The sequence below is a fragment of the Pseudomonas sp. HR96 genome, assembly GCF_034059295.1.
Taxonomy (GTDB): Bacteria; Pseudomonadota; Gammaproteobacteria; order Pseudomonadales; family Pseudomonadaceae; genus Aquipseudomonas.
The window spans coordinates 3543260-3557183 of the sequence record NZ_CP139141.1; the positions used below are offsets into that span (position 1 = coordinate 3543260).

The window sequence follows — 13924 nt, forward strand, 5'->3', positions numbered from 1 at the left end:
TCTGATAGGGTAACTCCACGCGTTCAGACACAAGGCAGGTCACCGATGGGTTTGCTTATTGACGGGCACTGGCATGACCAGTGGTACGAAAGCAGCAAGGACGGCGCGTTTCAGCGCGAGGCTGCCAAACACCGCAACTGGGTGACCGCCGACGGGGCCCCGGGGCCCAGCGGCGAAGGTGGCTTCCCGGCACAGGCCGGGCGTTACCATCTGTATGTCTCGCTGGCCTGCCCCTGGGCCCATCGCACCTTGATCATGCGTCGCCTGAAGGGCCTCGAGGGCCTGATCGATGTGTCGGTGGTGGCCTGGCTGATGGGCGAAAACGGCTGGACCTTCGACAAGAGCCGAGGCTCCACGGGCGACGCCCTGGGCCAACTGCAGTTCCTGCATCAGTTGTACACCCAGGAAACCCCTGACTTCAGCGGCCGGGTCACCGTGCCGGTATTGTGGGACATCGAGCGCCAGCGCATCGTCAGCAACGAGTCGTCGGAGATCATCCGCATGTTCAATAGCGCCTTCGACGGCCTGACCGGCAATACCCTGGACTTCTACCCTCAAGCCCTGCGCGGGCAGATCGACGCGCTGAACGACGCCATCTACCCCGCAGTGAACAATGGGGTATACCGCGCAGGCTTTGCCACGCAGCAGCACGCCTATGAAGAGGCGTTCGATGAGGTGTTCGCCGAGCTGGACAGGCTGGAGGCGCTACTGGGAGCGCAGCGCTACCTGGCTGGCAGCCAGCTGACCGAGGCTGATATTCGCCTGTTCACCACCATCGTGCGTTTTGATGCGGTCTACCACGGCCACTTCAAGTGCAACTTGCGACGCATCGTCGACTACCCGAACCTGTCCAACTGGTCGCGGGAAATCTACCAATGGCCAGGGGTGGCCGAGACGGTCAATTTCGAGCACATCAAGCATCACTATTACATGAGCCACAAGACCATCAACCCCAACGGCCTGGTGCCGAAGGGGCCCCGACTGAATTTCAATGCGGCCCACGATCGAGGCCGACTGTAGGACCCGGCCTGCTTGGGAATCTTGGGGGCTGCTGCTCCCGAGCGAGCTCGGTCTTACGGGCGTCAGACCGTGCCTTGCGCCCCTTCGAACCACTTCAGCTTGTCGCGCAATTGCACCACTTCACCGACGATCACCAAGGTCGGTGCATGCACCTCATGCTCGGCCACCAGCTGCGGCAGGTTGGCCAAGGTGCCGGTGAACACCCGCTGATTCGGCGTGGTGCCCTGCTGGACCAGCGCCGCCGGGGTATCGGCCGCGCGGCCGTGTTTGATCAGTTCGGCGCAGATGATCGGCAAACCGATCAGGCCCATGTAGAACACCAACGTTTGCGCCGGTGCGACCAGATCGGGCCAGGGCAGGTCGCTGGTATGGTTCTTCAGGTGGCCGGTGATGAAGCGCACCGACTGGGCGTAGTCACGGTGGGTCAGCGGAATGCCGCCATAGGCCGCGCAGCCGCTGGCCGCGGTGATGCCCGGCACCACCTGGAAGGGTATGCCATGGGCCGCCAGCTCCTCGATCTCTTCGCCACCGCGGCCAAAGATGAACGGGTCGCCGCCCTTGAGGCGCACCACCCGCTTGCCCTGTTTGGCCAAGGTTACCAGCTGCTGGTTGATCTGCTCTTGCGGCACCGCATGCTCGGCGCGGCGCTTGCCGACGTAGATGCGTTCGGCGTCGCGACGGCACAGCTCGACGATGGCCGGCGCCACCAGTCGGTCGTACAGCACGACGTCAGCCTGCTGCATCAGGCGCAGGGCCTTGAAGGTCAGCAGATCTGGATCGCCCGGGCCGGCGCCCACCAGATAGACCTCGCCGGGGGCGTGAGGCGGCGCGCCTACCAATTTGGCTTCCAGCAGGCGCTCGGCCTCGGCGCCCTGCCCGGCCAGTTGGCGGTCGGCAATCGGTCCTTGGAACACTTCTTCCCAGAACGCGCGACGTTGCTGCACATCAGGATAGAGTGCCTTGACCCGCTGGCGAAAACGCGCGGCCAGCCCGGCCAGCTCACCGTAGGTGGCTGGAATCCAGGCCTCCAGGCGCGCACGGATCAGGCGCGCCAGCACTGGCGCGTCGCCACCACTGGACACCGCCACCACCAGGGGTGAACGGTCGACGATGGCCGGGAAGATCACGCTGCACAGCGCCGGCGCGTCCACCACGTTGACCGGCACGCAGCGCCGCCGCGCATCGGCCGACACCTGAGCGTTGAGCGCCTCGTCGTCAGTGGCGGCGATGACCAGCTGGCAGCCGTCGAGGTCCTGCTCCTGATAGCCGCGTAGCAAAGCTTCGCCGCCGCCGCTGGCAATCAGCTCGGCGAGCTGACTGTCGATGGCCGGCGCCACCACGCGCAGCACGGCGCCGGCATCGGCCAGCAGGCGAGATTTGCGCAAGGCAATCTCGCCGCCGCCGACCACCAGCACCTTGCTGGCGCGCAGGTTGTGAAACAGCGGCAGGTATTCCATTCAGCCGATGACCTCGAGGCCGCCCATATAGGGCTTGAGCACCTCAGGCACGCGGATAGAACCGTCGGCCTGCTGATAGTTTTCCAGCACCGCGACCAGGGTGCGGCCCACGGCCAAACCGGAGCCGTTGAGGGTATGCACCAGCTCCGGCTTGCCGGTTTCCGGGTTGCGCCAGCGCGCCTGCATGCGCCGCGCCTGGAAGTCGCCGGTGTTGGAGCACGAGGAAATCTCGCGGTACTTGTCCTGGCTCGGTACCCAGACTTCCAGGTCGTAGGTTTTCACCGCGCTGAAACCCATGTCGCCGGTGCACAGCGCCAGCACGCGATACGGCAGTTCCAGTGCCTGGAGCACGCGCTCGGCGTTGGCGGTGAGGCTTTCCAGGGCTTGCATCGACTTGCTCGGCTCGACCACCTGGACCATTTCGACCTTGTCGAACTGGTGCTGGCGAATCATGCCGCGAGTGTCGCGACCCGACGCACCGGCTTCGCTGCGAAAGCAGGGCGTGTGGGCGACGAGCTTGAGCGGCAGCTGTTTGGCGTCGAGAATCTCGCCGGCAACAATGTTGGTCAGCGACACTTCGGCGGTCGGGATCAGGTACAGGTCGGCCTCGCCGTCGCGGCTGATCTTGAACAGGTCTTCCTCGAACTTGGGCAGCTGACCGGTGCCCTGCAGCGCCGGCGCCTGCACCAGGTACGGGGTGTAGGCCTCTTCGTAGCCATGCTCGCCGACGTGCAGGTTGATCATGAACTGCGCCAGGGCGCGGTGCAGGCGCGCGATGGGCCCACGCAGCAGGGCAAAACGCGCACCGGAGAGCTTGGCGGCGGTTTCGAAATCCAGCCAGCCGAACTTTTCGCCCAGGGCCACGTGGTCCTGGATCGGGAAGTCGAACGCAGTGGGGCTGCCCCAGCGGCGCACTTCGACGTTGCCGTCTTCGTCGGCACCCACCGGTACCGATTCATGGGGCAGGTTGGGGATGCCCAGCAGGATCGCGTCGAGCTCGACCTGCAAGGCGTCCAGTTCGGCCTTGCCAGCGGTCAGTTCGCCGGCCATGCGGTCGACGTCCGCCATCAACGGGGCGATGTCTTCGCCACGCTGCTTGGCCTGACCAATGGATTTGGAACGGGCGTTTCGATCGGCCTGCAATTGCTCGGTGCGGGTCTGCACGGTCTTGCGCTGGGCTTCCAGCGCTTCGATGCGTGCCACGTCGAGGCTGTAGCCACGACTGGCCAGGCGGTCCGCTACGTCCTGGAGTTGGCCACGTAACAGTTTGGAATCGAGCATTGTAGGTCTCTCGCTGGTCAGAATCTGGTTCGAAATAGGTTTGGAAACTCGGCTTACAGCCGTGTCAGGGCCAGGCCCGCCCAGGTGGCGAACAGCCCGCCGAATACGCTGATGGCACAGTAGCCGACGGCTACCAGGCCCTGCCCGCTTTCCAACAAGCGCACTGTATCCAGGGAAAAAGAGGAAAACGTGGTCAGGCCGCCGATGAAGCCGACGATCAGGCCCGAACGCACTTCCACGGGAATCTCCGGACGAATCAGGAACAAGCCGTAAAGGTAGCCGATCAGCAGGCAGCCGACGATGTTCACCGCCAAGGTGGCGCTGTAGAAAAAACGCGGCCAATTGGCCACTACATAGGTGCCGGTGGCGAAGCGTAACAGTGTTCCGACGATGCCGCCCAGCGTGACGGCGATAATAGTAGGGATCAATCCTTTCTCCGGCGGCGCGGGCTGTTGCGGTCGAGTACCGCGAGGTGGCTGAGTTTTTCGCGAATCTTCAATTCCAGGCCGCGCGGCACCGGCTGGTAGTAGGCCCGTGGCTCCAGGGCTTCGGGGAAGTAGTCTTCCCCGGCGGCGTAGGCGTCGGGCTCGTCGTGGGCGTAGCGGTATTCTTCGCCGTAGCCCAGCTGCTTCATGAGCTTGGTCGGCGCGTTGCGCAAGTGCAGCGGCACTTCCAGCGAGCCGTGCTCGGCCGCCTCGCGCATGGCCGCCTTGAAACCCATGTACACCGCATTGCTCTTCGGCGCACAGGCGATGTAGACGATGGCCTGTGCCACCGCCAGCTCCCCTTCAGGGCTGCCCAGGCGCTCCTGCACGTCCCAGGCCGACAGGCACAGGCTGAGGGCGCGCGGGTCGGCGTTGCCAATATCTTCGCTGGCCATGCGCACCACGCGCCGGGCCAGGTACAAGGGGTCGCAACCACCATCGAGCATGCGCGCGAACCAGTACAGCGCGGCATCGGGGTTGGAGCCGCGCACTGACTTGTGCAGCGCCGAGATCTGGTCGTAGAAGGCCTCGCCGCCCTTGTCGAAGCGTCGGCGGGTGTCGCCCAGCAGGCTCTGCAGCAGCTCGGTGCCGATTTCCTCGCCGTCCTCGGCCAGGTCCGAGGCGTTCTCCAGCAGGTTGAGCAGGCGTCGGCCATCGCCGTCGGCGGCGGCCAGGAGCATCTTGAACGCTTCGTCGCCCAGGCGCAGCTGGCGTTTGCCCAGACCCTTCTCTTCGGTCAGGGCGCGATCGACCAGCTTGCGCAGCGCCGCCTCATCGAGGCTCTTGAGCACGTAGACACGGGCCCTGGACAGCAGGGCGTTGTTCAGCTCGAACGAGGGATTTTCGGTGGTGGCGCCGATGAAGATCAGCGTGCCGTCTTCGACGTACGGCAGGAAGGCGTCCTGCTGCGACTTGTTGAAGCGGTGCACTTCGTCGACGAACAGGATGGTGCGCCGGCCATACTGCCCGGCCTGCTGCTTGGCGATTTCCACCGCCTGGCGGATCTCCTTGACCCCAGCCAGCACCGCCGAGACGGTTTCGAAATGGGCGTCGGACACCTTGGCCAGCAGCCGCGCCAGGGTCGTCTTGCCGACCCCGGGCGGGCCCCAGAAGATCATCGAGTGCAGCGCGCCCTGCTCGATCGCCTCACGCAGCGGCTTGCCGCGCGCCAGCAGATGCTCCTGGCCGACGTATTCGTCCAGATTGCTCGCGCGCAGTCGGGCTGCCAGGGGTTGAGCGATGGGTTCGCTGCGAAACAGATCCATGGACGTCGTGGGAGCCTCTTATTCCTGAATCACGTCGGCGCCTTTGGGCACGTCGAACTTGAACTTGCCGGGTTCCACAGGCTGGTTGGCCTTGACCCCGGTAAAGAGAATATTGGTGCGCTGGCCGACGCTGTCGATCAGTTGCATGTCGTTGATCAAGCCGCCGCGAAACGACAGACGCAGGGAGTCGAACAAGGTGTCCTTGGCTTTGGGCTTGAGGATGAAGTCGATGATGTCGCCCTGTTCCTTGGAGGTGATGTCGAAGCTCTGGCTGATCTTCGAGACGTCACCGGACAGCAGCAAGGCCGGGGTCTGGGTCAGGCGCTGGTCAAGGGTCTTGATGGTCACCTGTTCCAGGTCCGGGTCCCACAGCGAGACCTTCTTGCCGTCCGAGACCATCAACTGTTCCTGCGGTGCGTCGGTGTGCCAGTTGAACAGGCCAGGGCGCTGCAGGGTCATTTCGCCGGACGTTTCCTGCAGCTGGGTGCCGCCACCGTCGAGGGTCAGCTGTGAGAAGCGCCCGGTCAAGGTCTGGGATTTTTCCAGAAGCTGGGTCAGTCGCGTCACGTCAGTGTCGGCCGCCAGGGCCGGCAGGGTGGCGAACAGCGGCAGAGCAGACACCAGCAGCATGCGAATAAGGCGCATGGAATTCCTCATGAGTAGATTCATTTAGTCGCGCATCGGCCCGGGGGCGATGACTTCCCGGGAACCGTTGGTGTTCATTGGCGTGACCACGCCGGCCATTTCCATGGCTTCGATCATGCGTGCTGCGCGGTTGTAGCCGATCTTGAGCTTGCGCTGCACCGCGGAAATCGATGCCCGGCGGCTTTCCAGGACGAAATTGACGGCTTCGTCGTACAAGGCGTCGCTTTCACTGTCGTCGCCATCGCCACCGCCGCCACCGCCGTTCTCGAAGCCGCTGCCGGCCTCTTCGACGCCGGCCAGAATATCTTCGTTGTAGTCCGGCACGCCGCGCTGCTTCCACGCCTCGACCACGCGATGCACTTCGTCGTCGGAAACGAAGGCGCCGTGCACGCGAATCGGCAGGCTGGTGCCCGGCGGCATGTAGAGCATGTCACCGTGGCCCAGCAGCTGCTCGGCACCCCCTTGGTCGATGATGGTCCGCGAGTCGATCTTGCTCGACACCTGGAACGCCATGCGGGTCGGGATGTTGGCCTTGATCAGGCCGGTGATCACGTCCACCGAGGGGCGCTGGGTGGCGAGGATCAGGTGGATGCCAGCGGCCCGCGCCTTCTGCGCGATACGCGCGATCAGCTCTTCGACCTTCTTGCCGACGATCATCATCATGTCGGCGAATTCGTCGACCACCACCACGATGGTCGGCAGGGTCTTCAACAGCGGCGCCTCGTCGTGCATGCTTTCGCGCTTGTACAGCGGGTCGGCCAGGGGCATGCCCTCGGCCTCGGCGTCCTTGACCTTGCGGTTGAAACCGGCCAGGTTGCGCACGCCCATGGCGGCCATCAGCTTGTAGCGCCGTTCCATCTCGGCAACGCTCCAGCGCAGGGCGTTGGCGGCGTCCTTCATGTCGGTGACCACCGGGCACAGCAGGTGCGGGATGCCTTCGTAGATCGACAGCTCGAGCATCTTCGGGTCGATCATGATCATCTTGGCGTCTTCGGGGCCCGACTTGAACAGGATCGACAGGATCATCGCGTTGACCCCCACCGACTTGCCGGAGCCGGTGGTACCGGCCACCAGCAGGTGCGGCATCTTCGCCAGGTCAGTGATCACCGGCTTGCCACCGATGTCATGACCCAGCGCCAGGGTGACCGGCGAAGTGGCGTCGTCGTATTGGGGCGAAGACAGCACTTCGGAGAAGCGCACGATCTGCCGGTCTTCGTTGGGAATCTCGATGCCCACGGTGGTCTTGCCCGGAATCACCTCGACCACACGCACGCTGAGCACGGCCAGCGAACGCGCCAGGTCCTTGGCCAGGTTGGAGATGCGGCTGACCTTGACCCCGGCGGCCGGTTGTATCTCGTACCGGGTGATCACCGGACCCGGGTGGATGGAGTCGACGCTGACTTCCACACCGAACTCCTTGAGCTTGATCTCGAGCAGCTGACCGACCCCGGCGAGCGACTCAGGCGAATAGTTGACCTGCTTCTTTTCCGCCGGATCGAGGATCGAGATCGGCGGCAAGGTACCGGCCAGGCCATTGTCGACGAACAGGCTGGCCTGCTTTTCCTTCTCTACACGCTTGCTGGTTTCGGCCGGCTTGAACGGCGTGGCCGCAGCGCTGACGCCGTTATGGGTCTCCCCCAGGGGCTGGATCGGCACCGACATGCGCGCCAGTAACGGATCGACCCCTGGAGTGGCTGGCGCCGGCACCGGCCGGGCCGCAGCGACCGGGGCCGCTGGCGCGACCACGACAGGCTTGGGCCGCTCGGCGACGATGGGCGCCGGGGCGGGCTTGTCCAATGGCGCCGCCTCGGCCAACGACGGCTCGACCACTCGCGGCCTGGCCCGCAGCGACTCACTCGCCACCGGCCTGGCCGGCTCCTGGCGGGCGAACGCCGGCTCGTCGACCTGGCGCAGCTTGGCCACCAGTTGCTTGCGTTCGTTGCGCGCCGTCCACCAGCGCCCGGCAGCACCCTGCACCAGCTCCAGCAGGTCAAGGGTGATCTTGCCGGTGACGTCCATCACCTTGAACCACGACAGGTCGGTGAACACGGTCAGGCCGAACAGGAACAGGGCGATGAACAGCAGGGTGCTGCCCTGCACGTTCAAGGCGTTGCGCGCCAGGTCGCCCAGGCTTTCGCCCAGCGCGCCGCCGGCCGAGGCCGGCAGGTTGGGCGCCGAGTGGAAATGGATATGCGCCAGCGCGGCGCCCGACAGCACCAGAAAGACCAGGCCGATCAGGCGCCAGGAGAACAGCCAGCCGCTCCACTGCCACGGCTGGTGCCGTTCGCGGAAGATCTGCCAGGTCTTGACCGCCAGCAGCAACGGGAACACGTAGGCGAAATAGCCCAGCACCATGAACAGGATGTCGGCGGCAAAGGACCCGGCCCGGCCAGCGGCGTTCTGCACCTGCGCCGAATGGCTGGAGTGGCTCCAACCCGGATCGGTCTGATCGTAGGTCAGCAAGGCCATCAGCAGGTACAGGCACAGAGCGCCCATGGCGATGAGCGCACCTTCCTTGAGCCGGTAGTGGATGTGTTGGCGCCAGAGCGGCACGGGAGCGGAGGTTGCGGTGGATTTCTTCAAAACGCTTCTATTCCTGCGCCTGACAGCGCGTCCAAACGAATATCGACTGAAAAGAGACGGTCACGCTCAAGTGAAAAGGACCGCACAGGTAAAAAGGGACGAACATAACGGACTGCACATTGTACGTATTTGCCATAACGTTGCCACGATGGCCATATGGTTGCTCAGCAGTCCGCCTGTCACTGCAATCCATCGACAGCCAAATGGCTTTGATTTGACCACGCATTTCGTTGTGTGACAAAGGCTTATGCGATGTTTTTGCAGTGCAACCGGCTCTGACTGCAATTTTCCGGAAAAATTGCATGAAACCCTCGCCGCAGACACCTTTGCTTGGCCCGAGGGTGACGGGGCTGGCGGCAGATGCTAGGTTTCCAGTCACCGGGACCGCCCTCCCCTTTCGCGAATCACACCTGCATGCTGACCTGGCTCAAACGCACCGACCTGGTTTTCCCCCCACTCGACAAAGCGATGCGCGAGCCCAACGGCCTGCTGGCAGCTGGCGGCGACCTGAGCCCCGAACGCCTGGTCGCCGCCTACCGGCACGGCTGCTTCCCGTGGCATGACGACAGCCAGCCGATCCTCTGGTGGTCGCCGGATCCACGCACCGTGCTGTTTCCCGCGCAACTGCATGTTTCGCGCAGCCTGGCCAAGCTGCTGCGCCAGCAACGCTACCGGGTCAGCTTCGATCACTGCTTCGCCGAGGTCATCAGGGCGTGCGCCGCGCCGCGCAGCTATGCCGACGGCACCTGGATCACCAGCAACATGCAGGCCGCCTACATCGAGCTGCACGCCCGCGGCATCGCCCACTCGGTGGAGGTCTGGGACGGCGAAAGCCTGGTCGGCGGCCTGTACGGCCTGGCAATGGGCCAGTTGTTTTTCGGCGAGTCGATGTTCAGCCGCGCCGACAACGCCTCCAAGGTCGGCTTCGCAACGCTGGTCCGGCACCTGCAGCAGGGCGGATTCCAGTTGATCGACTGCCAGATGCCCACCGGCCACCTGCAAAGCCTGGGCGCCACCTCGATCAGCCGCGCCGAATTCGCCGACTACCTGGCGCGCTACCTCGACCAACCCAACAGCGCCAGCTGGATCTGCTAGCGCCGTCGGTTTGCTAGGCGCGCTCCCGCGAGCTGGCATACACTTGCTGTAAAGCTTTATTCCGAGGGTTGATCATGACCGAGCTGGCGCGCCTGAAGTTTTATGCCACTCAACCCCACTCGTGCAGCTACCTGCCCGAGGAGCAGGCCACCACGCTGTTCCTCGACCCCAGCCAGCCGATGGACGCCAACGTCTACGCCGACCTCTCGGAGATGGGCTTTCGGCGCAGCGGCGACCACCTGTACCGCCCGCACTGCCAGCGCTGCAACGCCTGCGTGCCGGCGCGCATCCCGGTCGCCGATTTCCTGCCCAGCCGCCAGCAGCGGCGCATTCTCAAGCGCAACGCCGACCTTCAAGTGACCTCGGTGACCCCGGCGTTCACCGACGAGTACTTCGACCTCTACCAGCGCTACATCGAGCAGCGTCATGCCGACGGCGACATGTACCCGCCCAGCCGCGATCAGTTTTCCACCTTCCTGGTCCGCGACCTGCCGTTCTCGCGCTTCTACGAGTTTCGCCTGCAAGGCCGGCTGGTGGCAGTGGCGGTCACCGATCTGCTGCCCAACGGCCTGTCGGCCGTCTACACCTTCTATGACCCGGCAGAGGAGCGCCGCAGCCTGGGCCGCTTCGCCATCCTCTGGCAAGTCACCGAAGCGCTGCGCCTGAACCTGGAGGCGGTGTACCTGGGGTACTGGATCAAGAACTGCAAAAAGATGAACTACAAGACCCAATATCGGCCCATAGAACTGCTGATCAATCAGCGTTGGGTCACCCTGAACTGATAGCTCTTGGCTTGACCCCTCTTTTTCGGGCACAATGCACGCCGCTTTTGCCTGGCGCAGTTGCACCGGGCCATTAACTGGATACCGAGGGTTTTACTGCATGTCGAAAGAAGACAGCTTCGAAATGGAAGGCACTGTCGTCGACACCCTGCCCAACACCATGTTTCGCGTGGAGTTGGAAAATGGGCACGTCGTAACCGCGCATATCTCCGGGAAGATGCGCAAGAATTACATTCGTATCCTGACCGGCGACAAGGTGCGCGTTGAACTGACGCCCTATGATTTGAGCAAAGGGCGCATCACCTACCGCGCTCGCTAAGCGACACAGACGAAAAAGCCCGGCGATTGCCGGGCTTTTTTGTGGGTGACGCCTCAATGTTTGTCAGCTCCGACGCGGGAGGGGGCAGAACCCCCAAGCGCTTGACCTTGCAAGATCAAAAACTCGGGGGCTTTGCCCCCTCCCACATTCGAAGACCTCCAGGCCCAGAAGCCTTACGCCAGCTCCGCCGTGGTCTCGAACTCGAACGTCAAATCGCCATCCTTGACATCGATGTGCACCACGCCGCCGTGCTCGGACAGCTCGCCGAAGAGAATCTCCTCGGCCAGCGGACGCTTGATCCGGTCCTGGATCAGGCGCGCCATCGGCCGCGCTCCCATCTGCGCGTCGTAGCCACCAGCCGCCAGCCAGCTGCGCGCAGCATCGGTAACCTCCAGCAGCACACGCTTGTCTTCGAGTTGGGCCTGCAGTTCGGTGAGGAACTTGTCGACGACACTCTTGATGACTTCGTGGCTGAGACGACCGAATTGGATGATGGTGTCCAAACGGTTGCGGAACTCCGGCGTGAAGCTTTTCTTGATCACTTCCATGGCATCCGACGAGTGGTCCTGATGGGTAAACCCGATCGAGGCCCGGGCTGCGGTTTCGGCGCCGGCGTTGGTGGTCATGATCAGAATCACATTGCGGAAGTCCGCCTTGCGCCCGTTATTGTCGGTCAGCGTGCCGTGGTCCATGACCTGCAGCAGCAGGTTGAAGACTTCCGGATGCGCCTTCTCGATTTCGTCGAGCAACAGCACGCAGTGCGGCTGCTTGGTGATGGCCTCGGTCAGCAAGCCACCCTGGTCGAAACCGACGTAGCCCGGCGGCGCACCGATCAGGCGCGACACAGTGTGACGCTCCATGTACTCGGACATATCAAAGCGCACCAGCTCGACACCCAGCGCCTTGGCCAACTGCCGCGCCGCCTCGGTCTTGCCGACGCCGGTAGGCCCGGCGAACAGGAACGAGCCGACCGGCTTGTCCGGCGACTTGAGCCCGGCACGCGAGAGCTTGATTGCCGTCGACAGCGAGTCGATGGCGGCATCCTGGCCGAACACGGTGAGCTTGAGGTCACGCTCCAGGTTACGCAGCAACTCCTTGTCGGAGCTGGTGACGTGCTTTGGCGGAATCCGCGCGATCTTCGCCACGATGTCCTCGACCTGCGGCACTTCGATGCGCTTGACGCGGTTCTCGACCGGCTGCAGACGCTGGTAGGCGCCCGCCTCGTCGATGACATCGATGGCCTTGTCCGGCATGTGCCGATCATTGATGTAGCGCGAGGCCAGCTCGGCGGCGGCACGCAGGGCCTCGTCGCTGTACTCGATGTTGTGGTGCTGCTCGAAACGCCCTTTCAGGCCGCGCAGGATGCCGATGGTGTCTTCCACCGAGGGCTCGCTGACGTCGACCTTCTGGAAGCGCCGGGCCAATGCCCGGTCCTTTTCGAAGATCCCGCGAAATTCCTGGAACGTCGTCGAGCCGATGCAGCGGATGTCGCCCGAGGACAACAGGGGCTTGAGCAGGTTGGAAGCATCCATCACCCCACCCGACGCCGCGCCCGCACCGATGATGGTGTGGATCTCGTCGATGAACAGGATGGCATGGGGGCGCTTCTTCAGTTCGCCCAGCAGCGCCTTGAAGCGTTTCTCGAAGTCGCCGCGGTACTTGGTACCGGCCAGCAGCGCGCCAAGGTCCAGCGAGTAGACCACGCTGTTGGCGAGCAACTCGGGCACCTGGTTGTCGACGATGCGCTTGGCCAGGCCCTCGGCGATGGCGGTCTTGCCGACGCCGGCTTCACCGACCAGCAGCGGGTTGTTCTTGCGCCGACGCGCGAGGATCTGCGCAACGCGCTCGACCTCGTTCTCGCGCCCGACCAATGGGTCGATACGCCCCTGACGGGCCAATTCATTGAGGTTGCTGGCATAGGCATCCAGAGGATTGCCCGAAGAGGACGCTTCACCGCCTTCGTCATCCTGCATATCTTGCTCACCCTCGGAATGGTCACCATGGCCCGGCACCTTGGAGATGCCGTGGGCGATATAGTTGACGACATCGATGCGCGCGACACTCTGCTGCTTGAGCAGGAACACCGCCTGGCTTTCCTGTTCGCTGAAGATCGCGACCAGCACGTTGGCGCCGGTGACTTCACGCTTGCCGGAGCTCTGCACATGGAATACGGCGCGCTGCAGGACGCGCTGAAAACCTAGCGTGGGCTGGGTTTCACGGTCTTCGTCGTGCACGGGGATCAGAGGCGTGGTGGAATCGATGAACTCTTGCAGGTCGTGCTTGAGCTTGTCGAGGTTGGCGCCGCAGGCACGCAGAACGGTGGCGGCGGCTTCGTTGTCCAATAGTGCCAGCAGCAGGTGCTCGACGGTCATGAACTCGTGACGTTTGGAGCGCGCTTCCTTGAAGGCAAGATTGAGCGTGACTTCGAGCTCGCGGTTTAACATAGCTTCACCTCATACCCAAGTGGTCGGCGTTAACCGTCCTTCTCGATTTCACAGAGTAGCGGATGCTGGCTTTCCCTGGCGTATTGGTTGACCTGCATGGCCTTTGTCTCGGCAATGTCGCGGGTAAACAATCCACAAACTGCCCGCCCTTCCGTGTGTACGGCCAGCATGACCTTGGTCGCCAGCTCGCGATTCAGGTTGAAAAACAGTTCCAGCACTTCGACTACAAAATCCATGGGGGTGTAGTCGTCATTAAACAAGACCACCTTGTACATCGGGGGAGCTTGCAGCGCCGGTTTTGACTCTTGTACCGCCAGGCCCGCGCCATCGTCCTCATGCGTTTGCGGGCGATCCTGATTGAAGGTTAGTCGAATCTGGCTGAATGGATGCATGGAAAGAAGGTTCGTCGTTGAGCTAATAGAATTGTGGGTTGACCCTGTGGTCGAATAGTGGATCCGACCGCCGCATGACCTTGACTATCGGCAAAACGGTGTTACAAACAATAGAACCCACATTGGGGAAGAAAGGTCCGCGCAGTCAACGAAAAT

12 protein-coding genes are annotated in these 13924 nt (G+C 63.4%); 4 read left to right on the forward strand and 8 right to left on the reverse strand.

Going from position 1 to position 13924, the window contains the following annotated elements; all coding sequences use genetic code 11:
* The first annotated feature begins 45 nt into the window (after positions 1-45).
* Positions 46-1020, forward strand: coding sequence for a glutathione S-transferase family protein (locus tag SFA35_RS15850; RefSeq protein WP_320571492.1), 975 nt, complete (start codon positions 46-48; stop codon positions 1018-1020).
* 62 nt (positions 1021-1082) lie between these two features.
* On the opposite strand, the gene cysG is transcribed toward SFA35_RS15850, so the two are convergent.
* The 6 genes from cysG to SFA35_RS15880 are packed head-to-tail and all read right to left on the reverse strand — an operon-like array spanning position 1083 to position 8736.
* The gene (cysG, locus tag SFA35_RS15855; RefSeq protein ID WP_320571493.1) at positions 1083-2477 is read right to left on the reverse strand and encodes a siroheme synthase CysG; all 1395 of its coding nucleotides are present in this window, start codon (positions 2475-2477) and stop codon (positions 1083-1085) included.
* Complete coding sequence (gene serS, locus SFA35_RS15860) at positions 2478-3758, reverse strand: serine--tRNA ligase (protein ID WP_320571494.1); 1281 nt, start codon at positions 3756-3758, stop codon at positions 2478-2480. It abuts the gene before it with no gap.
* 53 nt (positions 3759-3811) lie between these two features.
* Positions 3812-4186 carry a fluoride efflux transporter CrcB gene (crcB, locus tag SFA35_RS15865; RefSeq protein ID WP_320571495.1) on the reverse strand — a complete coding sequence of 125 codons (375 nt, stop codon included), beginning with the start codon at positions 4184-4186 and terminating at the stop codon, positions 3812-3814.
* On the reverse strand, positions 4183-5508 hold the full coding sequence (locus SFA35_RS15870; protein WP_320571496.1) for a replication-associated recombination protein A: 1326 nt from the start codon (positions 5506-5508) through the stop codon (positions 4183-4185). Before SFA35_RS15870 ends, crcB begins: the two co-directional genes overlap by 4 nt.
* 18 nt (positions 5509-5526) lie before the next feature.
* A complete protein-coding gene (gene lolA, locus SFA35_RS15875) occupies positions 5527-6153 on the reverse strand; it encodes an outer membrane lipoprotein chaperone LolA (RefSeq protein ID WP_320571497.1) in 627 nt (208 codons plus the stop codon).
* Between the two features lie 24 nt (positions 6154-6177).
* On the reverse strand, positions 6178-8736 hold the full coding sequence (locus SFA35_RS15880) for a DNA translocase FtsK (RefSeq protein ID WP_320571498.1): 2559 nt from the start codon (positions 8734-8736) through the stop codon (positions 6178-6180).
* Positions 8737-9150: 414 nt separating this feature from the next.
* Between SFA35_RS15880 and aat the strand changes: the two genes are divergently transcribed.
* From aat to infA, 3 genes are all read left to right on the forward strand, one after another.
* Entirely contained in the window at positions 9151-9831 is a 681-nt protein-coding gene (gene aat / locus SFA35_RS15885; protein ID WP_320571499.1) for a leucyl/phenylalanyl-tRNA--protein transferase, read from the forward strand.
* Positions 9832-9905: 74 nt separating this feature from the next.
* The gene (locus SFA35_RS15890) at positions 9906-10613 is read left to right on the forward strand and encodes an arginyltransferase (protein ID WP_320571500.1); all 708 of its coding nucleotides are present in this window, start codon (positions 9906-9908) and stop codon (positions 10611-10613) included.
* Positions 10614-10713: 100 nt separating this feature from the next.
* The gene (gene infA / locus SFA35_RS15895; RefSeq protein WP_002553999.1) at positions 10714-10932 is read left to right on the forward strand and encodes a translation initiation factor IF-1; all 219 of its coding nucleotides are present in this window, start codon (positions 10714-10716) and stop codon (positions 10930-10932) included.
* Positions 10933-11105: 173 nt separating this feature from the next.
* Here infA and clpA read toward each other — a convergent pair whose 3' ends face one another.
* Entirely contained in the window at positions 11106-13376 is a 2271-nt protein-coding gene (clpA, locus tag SFA35_RS15900) for an ATP-dependent Clp protease ATP-binding subunit ClpA (protein WP_320571501.1), read from the reverse strand.
* Between the two features lie 29 nt (positions 13377-13405).
* Positions 13406-13768 carry an ATP-dependent Clp protease adapter ClpS gene (clpS, locus tag SFA35_RS15905; protein ID WP_320571502.1) on the reverse strand — a complete coding sequence of 121 codons (363 nt, stop codon included), beginning with the start codon at positions 13766-13768 and terminating at the stop codon, positions 13406-13408.
* Positions 13769-13924 lie beyond the last annotated feature (156 nt).

Coding starts and splice junctions, on each gene's coding strand:
- SFA35_RS15850 (WP_320571492.1), top strand. CDS start 46: ATGGGTTTGCTTATTGACGGGCACTGGCATGACCAGTGGTACGAAAGC.
- cysG (WP_320571493.1), bottom strand. CDS start 2,477: ATGGAATACCTGCCGCTGTTTCACAACCTGCGCGCCAGCAAGGTGCTG.
- serS (WP_320571494.1), bottom strand. CDS start 3,758: ATGCTCGATTCCAAACTGTTACGTGGCCAACTCCAGGACGTAGCGGAC.
- SFA35_RS15870 (WP_320571496.1), bottom strand. CDS start 5,508: ATGGATCTGTTTCGCAGCGAACCCATCGCTCAACCCCTGGCAGCCCGA.
- lolA (WP_320571497.1), bottom strand. CDS start 6,153: ATGCGCCTTATTCGCATGCTGCTGGTGTCTGCTCTGCCGCTGTTCGCC.
- aat (WP_320571499.1), top strand. CDS start 9,151: ATGCTGACCTGGCTCAAACGCACCGACCTGGTTTTCCCCCCACTCGAC.
- SFA35_RS15890 (WP_320571500.1), top strand. CDS start 9,906: ATGACCGAGCTGGCGCGCCTGAAGTTTTATGCCACTCAACCCCACTCG.
- infA (WP_002553999.1), top strand. CDS start 10,714: ATGTCGAAAGAAGACAGCTTCGAAATGGAAGGCACTGTCGTCGACACC.
- clpA (WP_320571501.1), bottom strand. CDS start 13,376: ATGTTAAACCGCGAGCTCGAAGTCACGCTCAATCTTGCCTTCAAGGAA.
- clpS (WP_320571502.1), bottom strand. CDS start 13,768: ATGCATCCATTCAGCCAGATTCGACTAACCTTCAATCAGGATCGCCCG.